The organism is Gordonia sp. NPDC003950, from assembly GCF_053605205.1.
In genome coordinates this window covers 107,922-125,828 of the sequence record NZ_JBSGIT010000004.1, presented here as the reverse complement: position 1 = coordinate 125,828, position 17,907 = coordinate 107,922, and the positions used below count along the sequence as shown (strand labels likewise).

13 protein-coding genes are annotated in these 17,907 nt (G+C 66.8%); 12 read left to right on the top strand and 1 reads right to left on the bottom strand.

The annotated features are described in order from the left end of the window. Nucleotides 1–27 precede the first annotated feature (27 nt). The 4 genes from tig to clpX all read left to right on the top strand — a co-directional run bounded on the left by tig (nucleotide 28) and on the right by clpX (nucleotide 4,580). Nucleotides 28–1,449 carry a trigger factor gene (tig, locus tag ACWETB_RS04975; protein ID WP_452209684.1) on the top strand — a complete coding sequence of 474 codons (1,422 nt, stop codon included), beginning with the start codon at nucleotides 28–30 and terminating at the stop codon, nucleotides 1,447–1,449. Nucleotides 1,450–1,733: 284 nt separating this feature from the next. After that, on the top strand, nucleotides 1,734–2,312 hold the full coding sequence (locus ACWETB_RS04970; protein WP_348803354.1) for an ATP-dependent Clp protease proteolytic subunit: 579 nt from the start codon (nucleotides 1,734–1,736) through the stop codon (nucleotides 2,310–2,312). Nucleotides 2,313–2,364: 52 nt separating this feature from the next. Then, nucleotides 2,365–3,054, top strand: coding sequence for an ATP-dependent Clp protease proteolytic subunit (locus tag ACWETB_RS04965; protein WP_449744048.1), 690 nt, complete (start codon nucleotides 2,365–2,367; stop codon nucleotides 3,052–3,054). A 245-nt stretch (nucleotides 3,055–3,299) separates the two neighbouring features. Continuing rightward, on the top strand, nucleotides 3,300–4,580 hold the full coding sequence (gene clpX, locus ACWETB_RS04960) for an ATP-dependent Clp protease ATP-binding subunit ClpX (protein ID WP_449744047.1): 1,281 nt from the start codon (nucleotides 3,300–3,302) through the stop codon (nucleotides 4,578–4,580). Between the two features lie 80 nt (nucleotides 4,581–4,660). Here clpX and ACWETB_RS04955 read toward each other — a convergent pair whose 3' ends face one another. Next, on the bottom strand, nucleotides 4,661–6,919 hold the full coding sequence (locus ACWETB_RS04955; protein WP_452209854.1) for an FdhF/YdeP family oxidoreductase: 2,259 nt from the start codon (nucleotides 6,917–6,919) through the stop codon (nucleotides 4,661–4,663). Between the two features lie 105 nt (nucleotides 6,920–7,024). Between ACWETB_RS04955 and mobA the strand changes: the two genes are divergently transcribed. From mobA to rplU, 8 genes are all read left to right on the top strand, one after another. Next, entirely contained in the window at nucleotides 7,025–7,645 is a 621-nt protein-coding gene (gene mobA / locus ACWETB_RS04950; protein WP_449744045.1) for a molybdenum cofactor guanylyltransferase, read from the top strand. A 28-nt stretch (nucleotides 7,646–7,673) separates the two neighbouring features. Beyond that, a complete protein-coding gene (locus tag ACWETB_RS04945) occupies nucleotides 7,674–10,319 on the top strand; it encodes a valine--tRNA ligase (RefSeq protein WP_452209680.1) in 2,646 nt (881 codons plus the stop codon). A gap of 134 nt (nucleotides 10,320–10,453) precedes the next feature. Next, the gene (gene folC, locus ACWETB_RS04940; protein WP_452209852.1) at nucleotides 10,454–11,920 is read left to right on the top strand and encodes a bifunctional tetrahydrofolate synthase/dihydrofolate synthase; all 1,467 of its coding nucleotides are present in this window, start codon (nucleotides 10,454–10,456) and stop codon (nucleotides 11,918–11,920) included. A gap of 68 nt (nucleotides 11,921–11,988) precedes the next feature. Then, nucleotides 11,989–12,330, top strand: a complete 342-nt coding sequence (locus tag ACWETB_RS04935) for a DUF4233 domain-containing protein (RefSeq protein WP_449744124.1) — start codon at nucleotides 11,989–11,991, stop codon at nucleotides 12,328–12,330. 180 nt (nucleotides 12,331–12,510) lie between these two features. After that, nucleotides 12,511–12,981 (top strand): hypothetical protein, encoded by a 471-nt coding sequence (locus ACWETB_RS04930; protein WP_449744043.1) that lies wholly within the window; start codon nucleotides 12,511–12,513, stop codon nucleotides 12,979–12,981. Between the two features lie 48 nt (nucleotides 12,982–13,029). Next, nucleotides 13,030–13,446 carry a nucleoside-diphosphate kinase gene (gene ndk / locus ACWETB_RS04925; protein WP_452209677.1) on the top strand — a complete coding sequence of 139 codons (417 nt, stop codon included), beginning with the start codon at nucleotides 13,030–13,032 and terminating at the stop codon, nucleotides 13,444–13,446. Between the two features lie 412 nt (nucleotides 13,447–13,858). Then, entirely contained in the window at nucleotides 13,859–17,269 is a 3,411-nt protein-coding gene (locus ACWETB_RS04920; RefSeq protein ID WP_452209675.1) for a translation initiation factor IF-2 N-terminal domain-containing protein, read from the top strand. Nucleotides 17,270–17,584: 315 nt separating this feature from the next. Then, nucleotides 17,585–17,896 carry a 50S ribosomal protein L21 gene (rplU, locus tag ACWETB_RS04915; protein ID WP_348803364.1) on the top strand — a complete coding sequence of 104 codons (312 nt, stop codon included), beginning with the start codon at nucleotides 17,585–17,587 and terminating at the stop codon, nucleotides 17,894–17,896. The last annotated feature ends 11 nt before the right edge of the window (nucleotides 17,897–17,907 follow it).

The window sequence follows — 17,907 nt, the reverse complement described above, 5'->3', positions numbered from 1 at the left end:
GCAACGCAGATATAAGGAGCATCAGGCGTGAAGAGCACCGTCGAGCAGCTGAGCCCCACCCGGGTGAAGCTCAACGTGGAAGTCCCGTTCGAGGAGCTCTCGGGCGACTTCGACCGGGCCTACAAGGCCCTCGCACAGCAGGTCCGCATCCCCGGCTTCCGCCCGGGCAAGGCCCCCGCGAAGCTCATCGAGGCGCGCGTCGGTCGCGACTCGATCCTCGCGCAGGTCGTCAACGACGCGCTGCCCGGCAAGTACAGCCAGGCCGTCGCCGAGACCGAGACCAAGGCCATCGGTCAGCCCGAGATCGATCTCGAGGAACTCAAGTACGGCGAGTCGATCTCGTTCACCGCCGAGGTCGACGTCCGTCCCGAACTCGAACTCCCGGACTACTCGACCCTGTCGGTCGAGGTGGATCCGATCGCCGACGACGAGGACGCCGTCGACGAGCAGATCGAGGGCCTGCGTGCCCGTTTCGGCACCCTCACCGGCGTGGATCGCGGTGCGCAGGACGGCGACATGGTGTCGATCGACCTGGCCGCGACCATCGACGGCGAACCGGTCGAAGAGGCCTCCACCGAGGGCCTGTCCCACGAGGTGGGCGCCGGTGACCTCATCGACGGCCTCGACGAGGCCCTCGTCGGACTCAAGGCCGGCGAGTCGAAGGTCTTCACCACCACACTCGTCGCTGGTGAGCACGCCGACGAGGAAGCCGACGTCACCGTGACCGTGAACTCGGTCAAGGAACGCGAGCTGCCCGAACTCGACGACGAATTCGCGCAGATGGCAAGCGAATTCGACACCGTCGACGAACTTCGTGAGTCGCTGGCCGAGCGGGTGGCGCAATCGAAGAAGATGGAGCAGGCCAACAAGGTCCGCGACGCTGTCCTCGACGAACTGCTCGCCAAGGTCGAGGTCCCGTTGCCGGAGAACGTCGTGCAGGCCGAGGTCGACAACTCCCTTGAGCAGGTCCTGCACAGCATCGGACATGACGAGGCCATCTTTGCCCAGCTCCTCGAGGCCCAGGGCACCACGCGGGAGGCCTTCGAGGCCGACGCCCGCGAGACCGCCGAGAAGTCGGTCCGTCAGCAGCTGCTCCTCGACGCCATCGCCGAGCAGCAGGACACCGAGGTCAGTCAAGACGAGCTGACCCAGCAGATCCTCTTCTCCGCACAGCGGTACGGGATGGCTCCGCAGGAGTTCATCCAGCAGCTGACCCAGGCCAACCAGGTCGGCGCCGTCTACGCCGACGTGCGGCGCAACAAGGCGCTGCTCGGCATCGTCGGTGAGGTCACCGTCACCGACACCGACGGCAACGCCGTCGACACCACGGAGTTCTTCGGCACCGCCGACGAGGACGGTGCGGATGCCGACGCCACCGCAGAGGACAAGGGCGCGGAGGACAAGGGCGCAGAAGACAAGGGCGCAGAAGACAAGAGCTCTGACGCCTGATCGCTTCACCGTGACCTGACAGCCGGACACCGCACGAGGTGTCCGGCTGTCATGTCTTGTCCTCCGGTCCACCGATTCGGTTCTGCTGTGAGCGAAGACGGGCGTTGACGGGAGTGCCCGTGGCACCGGATTGGTTAGTGTCGGTGACGAGCGAACGACGTGCGAAGTACAGGTGCCGGTCCGGCCGGTACGTGAAAGAGCTACGACAGGTAAAGGTAGGAATCGTGAGCAATCCGACTGTTGACCCCGCGGGTGCAATGTCCTCTGGCGGCCGCACGCCTTCGATGAGTTCGGGTGTTGCCGGGCTGAACCTCACCGATTCGGTGTTCGAGCGGCTGCTGCGGGAACGGATCATCTTCCTCGGCACCCAGGTCGACGACGACATCGCCAACCGGCTGTGCGCGCAGATCCTGTTGCTGGCGGCCGAGGACCCGACCAAGGACATCCATCTCTACATCAACTCGCCGGGCGGATCGGTGACCGCGGGCATGGCGATCTTCGACACCATGCAGCTCGCCGAGTGTGACGTCGCCACCTACGCGATGGGGATGGCCGCGTCGATGGGGCAGTTCCTGCTCGCCGCCGGGGCCAAAGGCAAGCGGCACGCCCTGCCGCACGCCCGGATCATGATGCACCAGCCGTCCGCCGGCATCGGTGGTACCGCCGCCGACATCGCGATCCAGGCCGAGCAGTTCGCCGCCACCAAGAAGGAGATGAACCGGCTCAACGCCGAGTTCAGTGGGCAGCCGTTGGAGAAGATCGAGGCCGACGCCGACCGCGACAAGTGGTTCACCGCGGCCGAGGCCAAGGACTACGGCCTCGTCGACCATGTGATCGCCCGTGCCGCGATCGGCTCGCAGTAGTCGCTCGGTAGCAGTCGAGACCATCCCACCACCACCTTCACGGAGTAGGACCATGACCAACATGTATGACTCGCTTCCGGCCGACGTGGCCGCCGGAATTCCCGCCTCGGCCTTGGCGCTCAAGGGTATTGAGGCGCGCTACATCCTCCCGCAGTTCATCGAGCACACCCCCAACGGGCAGCGGCAGTACGATCCCTACGCCAAGCTGTTCGAGGAGCGCATCGTCTTCGTCGGTACGCCGATCGACCAGACCGTCGCCAATGACGTGATGGCGCAGCTGCTGGTGCTCGAGTCGCAGGATCCCGACCGCGACATCACCATGTACATCAACTCGCCGGGCGGCAGCGTGCCCGACATGCTGGCCATCTACGACACCATGCAGTACGTCCACTGCGACATCGTCACCGTCTGCCTCGGTGAGGCGGCATCGGCCGCGGCGATCCTGCTGGCCGGTGGCACCCCCGGCAAACGTGCCGCGCTGCCCAACGCGACGATCCTCATCCACCAGCCCCGCACCGGCGGCGCCTACCAGGGACAGGTCTCCGACCTGGAGATCCAGGCCGCCGAGATCGAGCGGATCCGCAACCGGCTCGACGAGATCCTGGCGGGCCACACCGGACAGGATCCGGCGAAGATCCGCAAGGACACCGACCGCGACAACATCCTCACCGCCGCTGCCGCCAAGGAGTACGGCATCGTGGACGAGGTGTTCGAATACCGCAAGAAGTCGCTGAAGAAGTGAGGGTGAGCGGTGGTCGCGGCACCGCGACCACCGGCTCTTTCCGGCAATCTGCGCGACATTTGGCCCAAGCGGTCGAAGTAACGCGCGACCGCGGGTACCGTCGGGTGAACGAGCCTTTCGTGACGCCCGTCGAGCCTGCCCGCGGGCAGCTCACGACCGACCGCACCGCCGGTGGCGTCGTCGCCGATCCGGTGGCGATCCACGCAGGTGGTGCGGACACATCGAGGAAGTAGGTACAGCACAAGATGGCACGTATCGGAGATGGTGGCGATCTGCTGAAGTGCTCCTTCTGCGGAAAGAGTCAGAAGCAGGTCAAGAAGCTCATCGCCGGTCCCGGTGTGTACATCTGCGACGAGTGCATCGATCTCTGCAACGAGATCATCGAAGAGGAACTCGCCGAGAACGGTGACGTGAAGCTCGACGAGCTGCCCAAGCCCGCCGAGATCAAGGACTTTCTGGAGAACTACGTCATCGGCCAGGACACCGCCAAGCGGACCCTCGCGGTGGCAGTCTACAACCACTACAAGCGGATCCAGGCGGGCGAGAAGAAGGAAGCGCGCGGCGGTGAGAGCGTCGAGCTGATGAAGTCGAACATCCTGATGCTCGGCCCCACCGGCTGCGGAAAGACCTATCTCGCGCAGACCCTCGCGAAGATGCTCAACGTGCCGTTCGCCATCGCCGACGCGACCGCCCTGACCGAGGCCGGCTACGTCGGCGAGGACGTCGAGAACATCCTCCTGAAGCTCATCCAGGCCGCCGACTACGACGTCAAGCGTGCCGAGACCGGCATCATCTACATCGACGAGGTCGACAAGATCGCCCGCAAGAGCGAGAACCCGTCGATCACCCGCGACGTGTCCGGTGAGGGTGTGCAGCAGGCGCTGCTGAAGATCCTCGAGGGGACCCAGGCGTCGGTGCCCCCGCAGGGTGGCCGTAAGCATCCGCATCAGGAATTCATCCAGATCGACACCACCAACGTGCTGTTCATCGTGGCGGGTGCCTTCGCCGGCCTGGAGAAGGTGATCTCCGAACGAATCGGTAAGCGCGGCATCGGTTTCGGCAATGAGGTGGCCTCCAAGAACGAGGTGGACACCACCGATCACTTCGCCGAGGTCATGCCGGAGGATCTGATCAAGTTCGGTTTGATCCCGGAGTTCATCGGCCGTCTGCCGATCATCGCCTCGGTGACCAACCTGGACAAGGAATCACTCGTATCCATCCTGTCGGAGCCGAAGAACGCGCTGGTCAAGCAGTACACCAGGCTCTTCGAGATGGACAACGTGGAACTCGAGTTCACCACCGATGCGCTCGAGGCGATCGCCGATCAGGCGATCCATCGTGGCACCGGCGCCCGTGGGCTCCGCGCCATCATGGAGGAGGTGCTGCTGCCGGTGATGTATGACATCCCGAGCCGCGACGATGTGGAGAAGGTCGTCGTCACGGGCGAGACCGTGAACGACAACGTGCTCCCGACGATCGTCCCGCGTAGCGACAACGACGACGAGCGGCGCGACAAGAGCGCCTGACACGCACCCCACGCACGGACACGACGAGGGCCGCTCCACGATCAGATCGTGGAGCGGCCCTCGTCGTTGTGCTGCCCGAATCAGTCCGGGCTGTTCGCGGCGCGCTCGAGCCGGATGACGACGGCCTTGGACACCGGAGTGTTGGATTCCTCGGCCACCAGGTGGAGGGGGACGAGGCGATTGGTCTCCGGGTAGTAGCCGGCGGCATTGCCGCGCGGGGTGTCGTAGGCGACGACCTCGAAGTCGGTGACGCGTCGTTCCTCCGGCCCGTCGGGCCCGGCGAACTCCGACACGATGTCGACGTGATCACCTGCGGTCAGGCCGTGTGCGGCGATGTCGTCGGGATGGACCATGATCACCCGGCGATTGCCCTTGATGCCGCGGTAACGATCGTCGTGGCCGTACACCGTGGTGTTGTACTGGTCGTGGCTGCGCAGCGTCTGCAGGATCAGCCGTCCGTCGGGGACCGGCACCCACCGCAGGGGATGGGCGGCGAGGTTGGCCCGACCGGTGCTGGTGGCGAACTCCCGCGAATCCCTCGGTGGGTGCGGGAGCACGAATCCATCCTTGGCGCGCACGCGGGTGTTGAAGTCGGTGAAGCCGGGGATGACCCGGGAGATGTGGTCGCGGATGACGTCGTGGTCGCGGGCCATGGCGGTCCAGTCGACGGGGTGATCCGGGCCGAAGGTCGTCGTCGCCAGATCGCAGACGATGGCGACCTCGCTGTGCAACAGCGGTGATGACGGTGTCAGCGATCCGCGGGACAGGTGTACCACCGACATCGAGTCCTCGACCGATACCTGTTGTGCCACACCGTCGACGATGTCTTTGTCAGTGCGGCCCAGGCTGGGCAGGATCAGTGCGGCGGTGCCGTTCGCGAGGTGGGACTCGTTGAGTTTGGTACTCACCTGCACGGTCAGTCGGCAGCGACCCAGCGCCTCCTCGGTGATCCGGGTGTCGGGGGCGGCGGCGACGAAGTTGCCGCCCATCGCCATGAACACCCGCACCTCGTCGCGGTGCATGGCGTCGATGGCCGCGACGGTGTCGTATCCGTGCGTCCGGGGACTGGCGATGCCGAACTCCGCGTCGAGTGCGGCCAGGAATGTCTCCGGCATCTTCTCGTAGATGCCCATCGTGCGATCGCCCTGCACATTGGAGTGGCCGCGCACCGGGCAGACGCCGGCGCCGGGCTTGCCGATCATCCCGCGCAACAGCAGCATGTTGACGCCCTCGGCGATGGTCGCCACACCGTGGCGTTGCTGGGTGAGGCCCATCGCCCAGCACAGCACCACTCGCTGTGACCGCGCGACCCGGGTTGCCAGGTCGCGGATCGTGGCATGGTCGAGTCCGGTGGCGGCGAGGATCTCGTCGGTGTCGACTGCGCCGAGCAGATCGAGATAGGGCTGCACCCCCGCACACCTGTCGCGCAGGAAGTCATGGTCGAAGACCGTTCCGGGACTTTCGTTTTCGTCGTCGAGCAGCATTCGGCAGATGCCGCGGAACAGCGCCATGTCACCGCCGATGCGGATCTGCAGGAAATCGTCGGCCAGCCGCACGCCGTCGCCGACGACACCGCTGGGACGCTGCGGATCCTTGAACCGCATCAGTCCGGCCTCCGGCAGCGGATTGATCGCGACGATGCGCGCACCGCCGCGCTTGGCCTTCTCGAGCGTGGAGAGCATGCGCGGGTGATTGGTGCCCGGGTTCTGTCCCGCGACGATGATCAGGTCGGCGGTCTCGAGATCGGGGACCGACACAGAACCCTTGCCGATGCCGATCGCCTCGGTCAGCGCGGTGCCGGACGACTCGTGGCACATGTTGGAGCAGTCGGGCATGTTGTTGGTGCCGAGGCTGCGGGCGAACAACTGATAGACGAAGGCGGCCTCGTTGCTGGTGCGTCCGGAGGTGTAGAAGACGGCCTGATCGGGGTGATCCATCGCGCGCAGTTCGTCGGCGATGATGTGATTGGCCTGGTCCCAGCTCACCGGTCGGTAGTGGGTGTCGCCCGGCGCGAGGTACATCGGGTGGGTCAGCCGGCCCTGCTGGGACAGCCAGTACCCCGAGCGGGTGCGCAGGTCGTCGATCGGATGCGCCGCGAAGAACTCCGGGGTCACCACCCGGCGGGTCGCCTCCTCGGCCACCGCCTTGGCGCCGTTCTCGCAGAACTCGGCGTGCTTACGGTGCCCGGGGGTTTCCGGCCAGGCGCACCCGGGGCAATCGAAACCGTTGCGCTGGTTCAGTTTTGCCAGGGTCCGTGCGGTCCGCACGGTGCCCATCTGCTCGATACCGCGACGCAGTGCCACCGCCACCGCGGGCACGCCCGCCGCATAGGGCTTGATGTGACCGACGTGGACGTCGGCGGGTTCGTCGACGGCGTCGTTTCCCGATGGTTCATCTGCTCATCTTCGCGTATTTGTGACCCGATATCGATCACACTGTGTGTCATGACGAACACCACACAGCAATCCCGACTCGCCGCCATCGTGCTCGCCGGGGGGCGATCGCGGCGGATGGGAACGGACAAGGCCGCGTTGGACTGGGACGGCGAACCGATGCTGGCGCGCATCGTGCGGATCTCCTCGGAGCGCTGCGAGCCGGTCTTCGTGGTCGCGGCGCAGTCGTCGTCGGCCTATCGGCTGTTGCACGGCACCGGCGGCCCGGAGGCCACCTGGGTCACCGACGAGGCGCCCGAGGCCGGTCCGGTGGGTGGCCTGGCCGTCGGCTTGGCCGCCGCCGCGCAGGCCGGCGCCGATCTGGCCTTCGTCTGCGCCACGGACATGCCACTGATCTCGGCCCGACTGATCGACGAGCTGTCCGGAGCGGTCGTCGACTCCGCCGACGCGGTGATCGCCCACGACACCGAACGTGATCACCCGATGGCCGGGGTGTATCGCACCTCGGCGGTGTCGAGGATCGCCGAGCTGGTGGCGACCGGAGAGAAACGGATGACCGCCGTGCTCGACGCGCTGGCGACACGTCGGGTGACTGTGTCCGATCCGGACTGGCTGACCAACGTGAATGCCCCCGAGGACCTGCACCGGCTGCGCGCGGCCTCCGGGATCTAGCGCCGGAGGCGTTCCCTAAGATTGTGGGGTGAGCACACCCGAATCCTCCCGCGAGCTGCCGAAGTCCTGGGACCCCGCCGAACACGAGGCGAAGCTGTATCAGGGGTGGGTCGACGCCGGCTACTTCACCGCCGACGCGGCAAGTGAGAAGCCCGCATTCTCGATCGTCATCCCGCCGCCCAACGTCAACGGTTCCCTGCACATGGGGCATGCCTACGAGCATGTCCTGATGGATGCGCTGTCGAGGTGGCGGCGCATGCAGGGCTATGAGGTCCTCTGGCTGCCCGGCATGGATCATGCGGCGATCGCGATGCAGACGATGGTCGAACGCAAGCTGGCCGACGAGGGACTCACCCGCGACGACCTGGGGCGCGAGAAGTTCATCGAACGGGTGTGGGCCGAGAAGGTGGAGATCGGCGGCAACATCGGCGAACAGATGCGCCGCCTCGGTGACGGCGTCGACTGGAGCCGCGAACGCTTCACCATGGACGAGGGCCTCTCGCGGGCGGTGGCCACCGTCTTCAAGAAGATGTACGACGACGGGCTGATCTATCAGGCCGAACGCCTGGTCAACTGGTCGCCGGTGCTGCAGACCGCGGTCAGCGACATCGAGGTCAACTACGCCGACGTCGAGGGCGAACTCGTCAGCTTCCGTTACGGTTCGCTCGACGACGCGCAGCCGCACATCGTGGTCGCGACCACCCGACTGGAGACGATGCTCGGTGACACCGCGATCGCGGTGCACCCCGACGACGAGCGCTACGCCCACCTGGTGGGCACCGAACTCGAGCATCCTTTCGTCGACCGCAGGATCCCGATCGTGGCCGACGACTACGTCGACCCTGAGTTCGGTTCCGGCGCGGTCAAGATCACCCCGGCGCACGACCCGAACGACTTCGCGCTCGGGCAGCGTCACAACCTGGCGATGCCCACGATCATGGACACCCAGGCCCGGATCTCGGGCACCGGAACACCGTTCGACGGGATGGACCGCTTTGAAGCGCGTGTGCGGATCCGGGAGGCGCTGGCCGAGCAGGGACGCATCGTCAAGGAGGTGCGGCCGTATCTGCACAGCGTCGGTCATTCCGAACGCACCGGCGAACCGATCGAGCCGCGCCTGTCGATGCAGTGGTGGGTCGATGTGTCCTCGCTGGCCAAGGCCGCCGGCGACGCGGTGCGCGACGGGTCGACCGTCATCCACCCGACGACCATGGAACCGCGGTGGTTCGCCTGGGTCGACGACATGCACGACTGGTGCATCTCGCGGCAGCTGTGGTGGGGTCACCGCATCCCGATCTGGTACGGACCCGACGGCGAGGTGGTGTGCGTGGGTCCCGACGAGACGCCGCCGGCCGGCTACACCCAGGAGACCGACGTCCTCGACACGTGGTTCTCCTCCGGGCTGTGGCCGTTCTCCACGATGGGCTGGCCCGATCAGACCGCCGACCTCGAGAAGTTCTATCCCACATCGGTTCTCGTCACCGGTTACGACATCCTGTTCTTCTGGGTGGCGCGGATGATGATGTTCGGCACCTACGTCGGCAAGGACCTCGGGCCAGGCAACGAGGTTCCCTTCCACAACCTCTTCCTGCACGGATTGGTGCGCGACGAGCACGGCCGGAAGATGAGCAAGTCCAAGGGCAACGGCATCGATCCGCTGGACTGGGTGGAACGCTTCGGCGCCGACGCGCTGCGGTTCACCCTGGCGCGCGGGGCGAATCCGGGCAGCGACATCTCGGTCGGCGAGGACCACGCGTCGTCGTCGCGCAACTTCGCGACCAAGCTGTTCAACGCCACCAAGTTCGCCCTGATGAACGGTGCCACCCTCGGCGAGGTCCCGGCGCCGGAGCAGCTGACCGTCGCCGATCGCTGGATCCTCACCCGGCTCGACGAGGTGCTCGCACAGGTGCAGGCCGGCCTCGAGTCCTTCGAGTTCTCCAAGGCGTGTGAGGCGCTGTATCACTTCGCCTGGGACGAGTTCTGCGACTGGTATCTCGAACTCGCCAAGGTCCAGTTCGCCGAGGGCGATGAGAGTCGTTCGCAGACAACACGTCTGGTGCTCGGTGCGGTGCTCGACCCACTGTTGCGGGCGCTGAGCCCGGTGATGCCGTTCGTCACCGAGGTGCTGTGGACGGCGTTGACGGGAGGCGAGTCGGTGGTGATCGCGCCGTGGCCGCTGCCGTCGGAACGCCCGGCAGATGCCGCGGCCGCGAGCAGCGTCGAGGATCTGCAGAAGCTGATCACCGAGGTGCGCCGATTCCGCAGCGATCAGGGACTCAAACCCGGTCAGAAGGTGCCGGTGCGTTTCGATCGTCTTGCCGAGTCGGGTCTGGAGCCGTTGACGCCCGCCATCGCCTCGCTGGCGCGACTGGAGGATCCGTCCGACGCGTTCACCGCGACCGCGACGCTGGAGGTGCGCCTGTCGGCCGCCACCGTCGGCGTGCAGATCGACACGTCCGGAACCGTCGACGTGGCCGCCGAACGCAAACGCATCACCAAGGATCTCGCGGCGGCGGAGAAGGAACTGGCGCAGACCACGGCGAAACTGGGCAACGAGCAGTTCCTGTCGAAGGCGCCCGAGCCGGTCGTCTCCAAGATCAAGGCGCGGCAGGAGATCGCCACCGAAGAGGTGGAACGGTTGACCGCCAAACTCGCCTCGCTGGGAGGATCGTGAGCGACCGCAGGGACGACGCCGTCGACGATGACGGTCAGGAGATGGGGGCCGACGAGAAGGAGGCCGACGAACCCATCTTCACCGCCGAGGATCTCGCCGGTTTCGAGGATCCGGGTGCGATCGAACCGGACCGGATGGATCTGGCCTCGCTGCTGACCGACGACGCCGAGAGCTCCGACGTCGACGATCCCGACGCGCCGATCTTCCGGGTCGACAGCGCCTCGGATCTCGCCGAACTCGCCGACCTGGAGGCCGAACTCGACACGCGATGGCCGGAGACGAAGATCGATCCGTCCCTCGCCCGGATCTCGACGCTGATGGATCTGCTGGGTTCGCCGCAGCACGCCTACCCGGCGATTCATGTGGCCGGAACCAACGGCAAGACGTCGGTGACCCGGATGATCGACGCGCTGCTGATCGCGCTGCACCGGCGCACCGGCCGCATCACCAGCCCGCATCTGCAGCGGGTCACCGAACGTATCGCCGTTGACGGGCAACCGATCTCGGCGCGCGCCTACATCGACACCTACCGTGATCTCGAGCCCTACATCACGATGGTCGACGATTCGTCGACGGCCGCGGACGGCCCGCGGATGAGCAAGTTCGAGGTGCTCACCGCGATCGCCTACGCCTACTTCGCCGAGGCGCCCATCGACGTGGCGGTGGTCGAGACCGGGATGGGTGGCCGCTGGGATGCGACCAACGTCGTCGACGCGACCGTAGCCGTCATCACGCCCATCGCCATGGATCATGCCGATTACCTCGGCGACACCCTGGCCGCGATCGCGGGGGAGAAGGCCGGAATCATCAAGCGCGGCAAGGACGAGCTGGTTCAGGTCGATCCGGTGACGGTGATCGCGCCGCAGCAACCCGAGGTGATCGACGTCCTGCTGCGCGAGACCGTCGAGAAGGGAACCATTGTCGCCCGCCAGAATTCGGAGTTCGCCGTCCTCGAATCGGTGACCGCCGTTGGCGGCCAACAACTCCGGATACAGGGCCTCGGGGGCGTGTACGACGAGGTGTTCCTGCCGCTGCACGGTGAACATCAGGCGGCCAACGCGGCGCTCGCGCTCGCGGCGGTGGAGGCGTTCTTCGGGGCCGGGCCCGATCGTCAACTCGACATCGACGCCGTGCGAGCGGGATTCGCGTCGGTGACCAGCCCCGGCCGCCTCGAACGGGTGCGCAGCGCGCCGAGTGTGTTTGTCGACGCCGCCCACAATCCGCACGGGGCACAGGCTTTGGCGCGGGCGCTGACCGACCAGTTCGATTTCCGCCGCCTCGTCGGCGTGATCGGCGTCCTCGGTGACAAGGACGCCGAGGGTCTCCTCGGTGCGCTCGAGCCGATCCTCGATCAGGTGGTGGTGACCAACAACGGTTCGCCCCGCGCCCTCGACGCCGAGGACCTCGCCGAGATCGCCCGCGAGGTGTTCGGTGAGGACCGCGTGGTGGTGGAGCCGTTCCTGCCCGACGCGGTGGCCGCGGCCATCGGCCTCGCCGAGGAATCCGAGGGCCAGCCGGTCTCCGGCGCGGGCGTCATCATCACCGGGTCGGTGGTCACCGCCGGTGCCGGGCGAACCCTCTTCGGGAAGGAACCCTCGTGAATCAGGCCGACGAACACCCGGGTTTCACCGCCCCGGCCACCGACCCGTGGCGCGGTCTGCGTGGCGTGATGGCCGGAACGTTGATCCTCGAGGTCATCGTCATGGCGCTGACGTTCCCGGTGGTCGCAAAGATCGGACCGGGACTGTCCTGGTTCTCCGGCGTCTACCTCGGCGTCGTCACGCTGCTGCTGATCCTCGCCGCCGGCATCCAGAAGCGTCCCCGTGCCCTCGACATCGATCTCGGTCTGCAGGTGCCGGTGATCCTCGGCGGCATCTTCCACTGGTCGATCGCCGTCGTCGGGGTCATCTTCCTGTTCGTGTGGATCTATATCCGCTACGTACGCAACGACGTCGCCCGCCGGATGCGCGAGGGTCGTCTCGCCGGGCAGGAGCCGATCGGCAACGCATGAGGTGTGTACGCACCGCGACCGGATCGTGACCTGTCCGTGGCTCCCCGGGAACGCGACGGTGCCACAATGGCGGCCAGTGTGTCCGGGGACAACTGCGCGTCTGCCGCATGTCCGTGGCACATCGATTCCGATGCCGACACGAGTCGGTATCGCATCTGACGTCAACCCGTGAGGAGCCGCGTGACCGTCGATCGACCCAGCACCCTGCCCACCAGCCGTTTTTCGACACGATTCCGCGCGGCGGCGCTGGCCGTCGGGGTTGGTGCGGCACTGGCATCGGCGCTGTCGGCGGGAATCGCGCACGCGGAGCCCGCCGCACCCACCGAGACGACGCCGGGTGTTTCGGTCCTCGAGATTCCGCAGGCCGGTCCGCCGATGTCGGTGCCGGCTGGATCGTTCGGGTACACCGCCACCCACTCGGTGACCAAGCAACTGTCGACGATGAGCATCCCGGAGGCGATCCTCGCCCTGCCGGTGCCCGCCGACTACCGCCCGGCCAACGCCGCGTTGGCGGCGCGCCTCGATGTGGCGATGAAGGCGGCGCTGGCCGACCCGCGGGGCTGCCTGCAGATCATCGTCGACCCGCAACCCGACAGCGGGAATTTGTTCGACTACGGGGTGTATCCGATTTCCGGCGAGTACTGCCCCTGATCGAGTACTGCTCCTGATCAGAACGGTCCCGATGGATACAGTGTCGGAGTGACTGAACGGACACTGGTACTGATCAAGCCCGATGGCGTCGCCCGATCGCTGGTCGGCGACGTCATCGCCCGCATCGAGCGCAAGGGCCTGACCCTGATCGCCCTCGAGTTGACCCAGGTCAGCGACGAGGTGGCGCGTAAGCATTACGCCGAACACGAAGGCAAACCCTTTTTCCCGTCGTTGCTGGAATTCATCACCTCGGGACCGCTGGTGGCCGCCGTCGTCGCGGGGCCCCGCGCCGTGGCCGCGTGGCGGCAGATCGCCGGTGGCACCGACCCGGTGGAAAAGGCCGTTCCGGGAACAATCCGCGGCGACTTTGCGCTGACCACACAGAACAACCTCGTTCACGGATCGGATTCCATCGAATCCGCGGAACGTGAGATCGCGATCTGGTTCCCCGACCTCGACTCCTGAGGCGTTCGGCGACAGCCGACGACACCGGGCCGACGCGCATTGCGGCACACGTGTGCCGGCGTCGGCCCGTCGTGTGGGATACTTGGGAAGTTATCGCGGACACACTTTGCCCGCGTTGACGCCGATGACGAACGGAAAACGGGTCGGACCAGCACGAAACATCTTGTGCCCGCCCACCCGCCCTCCCCATCGAGGTGGTTCACCAGCGGTGATCCATTCACAGGCCACAGCCCATTCGATGGCGTGGAGGGTGGACCGGAGCTCATCACCCAGCAAGAGCGTCTTGCGGAGCCGGATTCCGGCACCGACGGGACGCGCAGACCACACAACACCGGCCGAAGGCCGGGACACAGGATGAGGCCCTCGCGTGGCCGCGTCGATACGACGCGCCCGGGGGCTCGAGGAGACACGAGTGACCGACAACGGGTCACCGGCTGACGCGAACGCTGCGTCGGATCCGGTGGAAGAATTTCCCAGCAAACTCCGTGTGCACGCGCTGGCGCGCGTACTCGGCGTGACAAGCCGCCAGGTCTTGGCCCACCTGGCAGAACTGGGCTCGCACACGCGCAGCCCACAATCGAGTATCGAACGCGACATGGCCGAGGCCGTCGCCCAGCGGGTGCGCGATCCCGAGGCCGCCGACGGCGCGCCGGAGCCGACTGACAGCACTCAGTCCGACGCTGACAGCGCTCCCGACACCGTTGACGGCGCTCAGTCCGACGCTGACAGCGCTCCCGAGCCCATCGAGAGCGCCCCCGAGCCCATTGACAGCGCCCCCGACACCGTTGACAGCGCCCCCGACACCGTTGACAGCGCTCAGTCCGACGTTGACAGCGCTCCCGACACCGTTGACAGCGCTCAGTCCGACACCGAGAGTGCTGCCGAGCCCGCCGCGATGACGCTGTTCTCGGCGGCCGACGCCGCCAGCCATGAGCCGGTCGTGGTGACCGAGGTGGCCGACGGCCCGCTGTTCCTGCAGCCGAGTGCTCCTGAGGCCACCGGCTCGGGTGGTTCGGGCCGTCGTCGGACCGCGAGCGCGCCAACCGAGAGCTCGTCGAAGACCGACACTTCACCGGTGACCGACAGCTCACCGAAGACCGAATCGTCGGCCGATCAGGCCGATACCGATGCCGACTCATCGACCGAGGACTCCGACGATGCCGGCTCAGGGGAGTCGGGTCGTAACCGTCGGCGTCGTCGCGGACGTCGGGGTCGCGGTCGCGGTCGTGGCGACCAGGGCGAACGGTCTGACTCGGGTGACGACTCGGCGAATTCGGAGGATTCCGACGACACCTCGGTCGCGGCGGCGTCCGACGACGACGCGGCCGAGGACAGCGCCGATGCCGCATCCGGCGGCGGCAAGAAGTCCAAGAAGGGCGAGAAGAAGGGCAAGAAGTCCGACGCCAAGAAGGACGAGGCCGCGAAGGACGGGGCCACGAAATCCGCTGCCAAGAAGGACTCGGACGCCAAGAAAGACTCGGACACCGACGCCACCGGGACCGCCGAGGACACCGAGTTCGACGAGGGCGCGGAATCCGATGACGATGATGCCGATGCGTCGGTGCCCACCTCGAAGCGCCGGCGTCGGCGCCGGCGTCGCAAGGGCGGCGTCGAGCCGGATGAGGCGTCGCCGGACGATCCGCCGAACACCGTCGTGCACGAGCGGGAGCCGCGCAGCAAGCGGGTCCGCGACGAGGTGCAGGGCATCTCCGGATCGACACGGCTCGAGGCGAAGCGTCAGCGTCGCCGCGACGGACGTGACGCGGGCCGTCGCCGCCCGCCGATCCTGAGCGAATCGGAGTTCCTCGCCCGGCGCGAATCGGTCGAACGGGTGATGGTGGTGCGTGAGCGCAGCGCCAACAGCGCGCTCACCGGATCCGATCACTCGGACCACTCGGTGATCGAGGACTACACCCAGGTCGCGGTGCTCGAGGACGGCGTCCTCGTCGAACACTTCGTCACCACGGAGACGTCGTCGTCGATGGTCGGCAACATCTACCTCGGCCGCGTGCAGAACGTGTTGCCCGGGATGGAGGCGGCATTCGTCGACATCGGTCGTGGTCGCAACGGTGTGCTCTACGCCGGTGAGGTGAACTGGGATGCCGCCGGACTCGACGGCGGTTCCCGCAAGATCGAACAGGCATTGAAGCCCGGCGACAACGTCGTCGTGCAGGTCAGCAAGGATCCGGTGGGTCACAAGGGAGCCCGGCTGACCACGCAGATCTCCCTCGCCGGTCGCTACCTGGTGTACGTGCCGGGCGGATCGTCGACCGGCATCAGCCGCAAACTGCCCGACGTCGAACGCAAACGCCTCAAGCAGGTCCTGGCCAAGTTGGTGCCCGACGACGCCGGCGTGATCATCCGTACCGCCTCGGAGGGCGTCAGCGCCGAGGACCTCGGCACCGACATCGAGCGGCTGGAATCCAAGTGGAAGTCCATCGACGCCTCGGTGGCCGACGCGAAGAAGGGCAACGGCTCGGCCGGCCCCCGGGCACTGTACGAAGAGCCCGATCTGCTGGTGCGGGTGGTCCGCGACCTGTTCAACGAGGACTTCCGCAAGCTCGTGATCGAGGGCAACAAGGCATGGAGTCTGGTCGAGGGCTACGTGCAGGCCGTCGCGCCGGATCTGCTCGATCGGGTCGAACGGTTCGAACGGACGCACGCCGACGCCCCGGATTCCTTCACCGTGCACCGCATCGACGAGCAACTCGCCAAGGCACTCGACCGTAAGGTGTGGTTGCCGTCGGGCGGCACGCTGATCATCGAGCACACCGAGGCGATGACCGTCATCGACGTCAACACCGGCAAGTTCACCGGCTCCGGCGGCAACCTCGAAGAGACCGTCACCCGCAACAATCTGGAGGCCGCCGAGGAGATCGTGCGGCAGATGCGCCTACGTGACATCGGCGGCATGATCATCGTCGACTTCATCGACATGGTCCTCGAATCCAACCGCGACCTCGTGCTGCGACGACTGACCGAGTCGCTGGCACGGGACCGCACCCGTCACCAGGTATCCGAGGTGACGTCGCTGGGTCTGGTTCAGATGACCCGCAAGCGGCTGGGAACCGGTCTGCTGGAAGCGTTTTCGACCACCTGCACGTCGTGCGGCGGTCGCGGTGTGATCGTGCATTCGTCGCCGGTCGAGGTGAAGACCGAGGACACCGGACGAGGCGATGCGTCCGGGTCCAAGCGGTCACGCCGCGGCAAGCGCAAGAACGACCAGCCCGCCGAGGCCCCCGCGAAGCCCGCGCACAACCCGGCCGAACACCCGATGTTCCGCGCCATGGCGGCACACTCGCACGACGACGACGTCGAGCCGGTGTCGGTTGAGCAGAACGCTGATGACGGTGGTGCTGATGACGGTGGCGCTGATGACGATCGCACCGCCGCCGCCGAGGGAACCAACGCCGACACCGGCCGGTCGCACAACGACGCGGTCGAGGTCGACGGCGCCGGTTCCGACGGCACTGGTTCCGACGACGCTGGTTCCGACGACGCTGGGGCCGACAACGTGGGAGGGGCATCCGCCGACACCCCGGAGGCTCAGGCAGCCGAGGTGTACCCCAACGGTGCGAACGGTGCCGGATCGGGAAACCAGGCACCTTCCGGGCAGCGACGCTCGCGGCGCCGGGCCGCTCGACGTGCGGCATCGCCGACGACGACGGAGGCACCGACGGTGATCCGCGCCGAGGCCACCGCAGCGCCGCTGACGACGTTCGGTCCGATCTCCACCTCGCCCACCGAGGCGGTCGTCGCGGTACGCCGACGCCCCCGTCGACGGGCCGCCGGACGTCCGGCCGGTCCGCCGGTGGAGGACTGACGCCGATCACGGGACACGGGGCCGGAGGTCGGGGTCGTCCACGCTCGTCGGAGCGAGTTTGACCTGACGTGACCGGCTCCCGTAACCTTGATTGGTCGCCTCTGGCGAAGGGTTCCAGCTGTGCGCGGTATCCATCCGGATGCACCGCGAACGGTGATCGGAGATCCTTCCCGGCAGGCCCTTCGGAGCGATCTGAGCGAATCCCCACCGCTGTGCGGGGTCTCGCACGGCCCGCACCGGACGCACACACCCACACACTCCGTGGCACGCGAACGCATGACACGGCCCGAGATGATGAACAAGAGGACAGCTTCGATGGCAACGTACGCGATCGTCAAGACCGGCGGTAAGCAGTACAAGGTCGCTGAGGGCGACATTGTGAAGGTCGAGAAGATCGACAGCGAGCCGGGCAGCACCGTCAGCCTGCCGGTGGCACTGGTCGTCGACGGTTCGACGCTGACCACCGACGCCGACAAGCTCGCCAAGATCTCCGTCACCGGCGAGGTCGTCGAGCACGTCAAGGGCCCGAAGATCCGTATCCACAAGTTCAAGAACAAGACCGGCTACCACAAGCGCCAGGGACACCGTCAGAAGCTGACGGTCCTCAAGGTCACCGGTATCAAGTAAGCCAGGAGGAC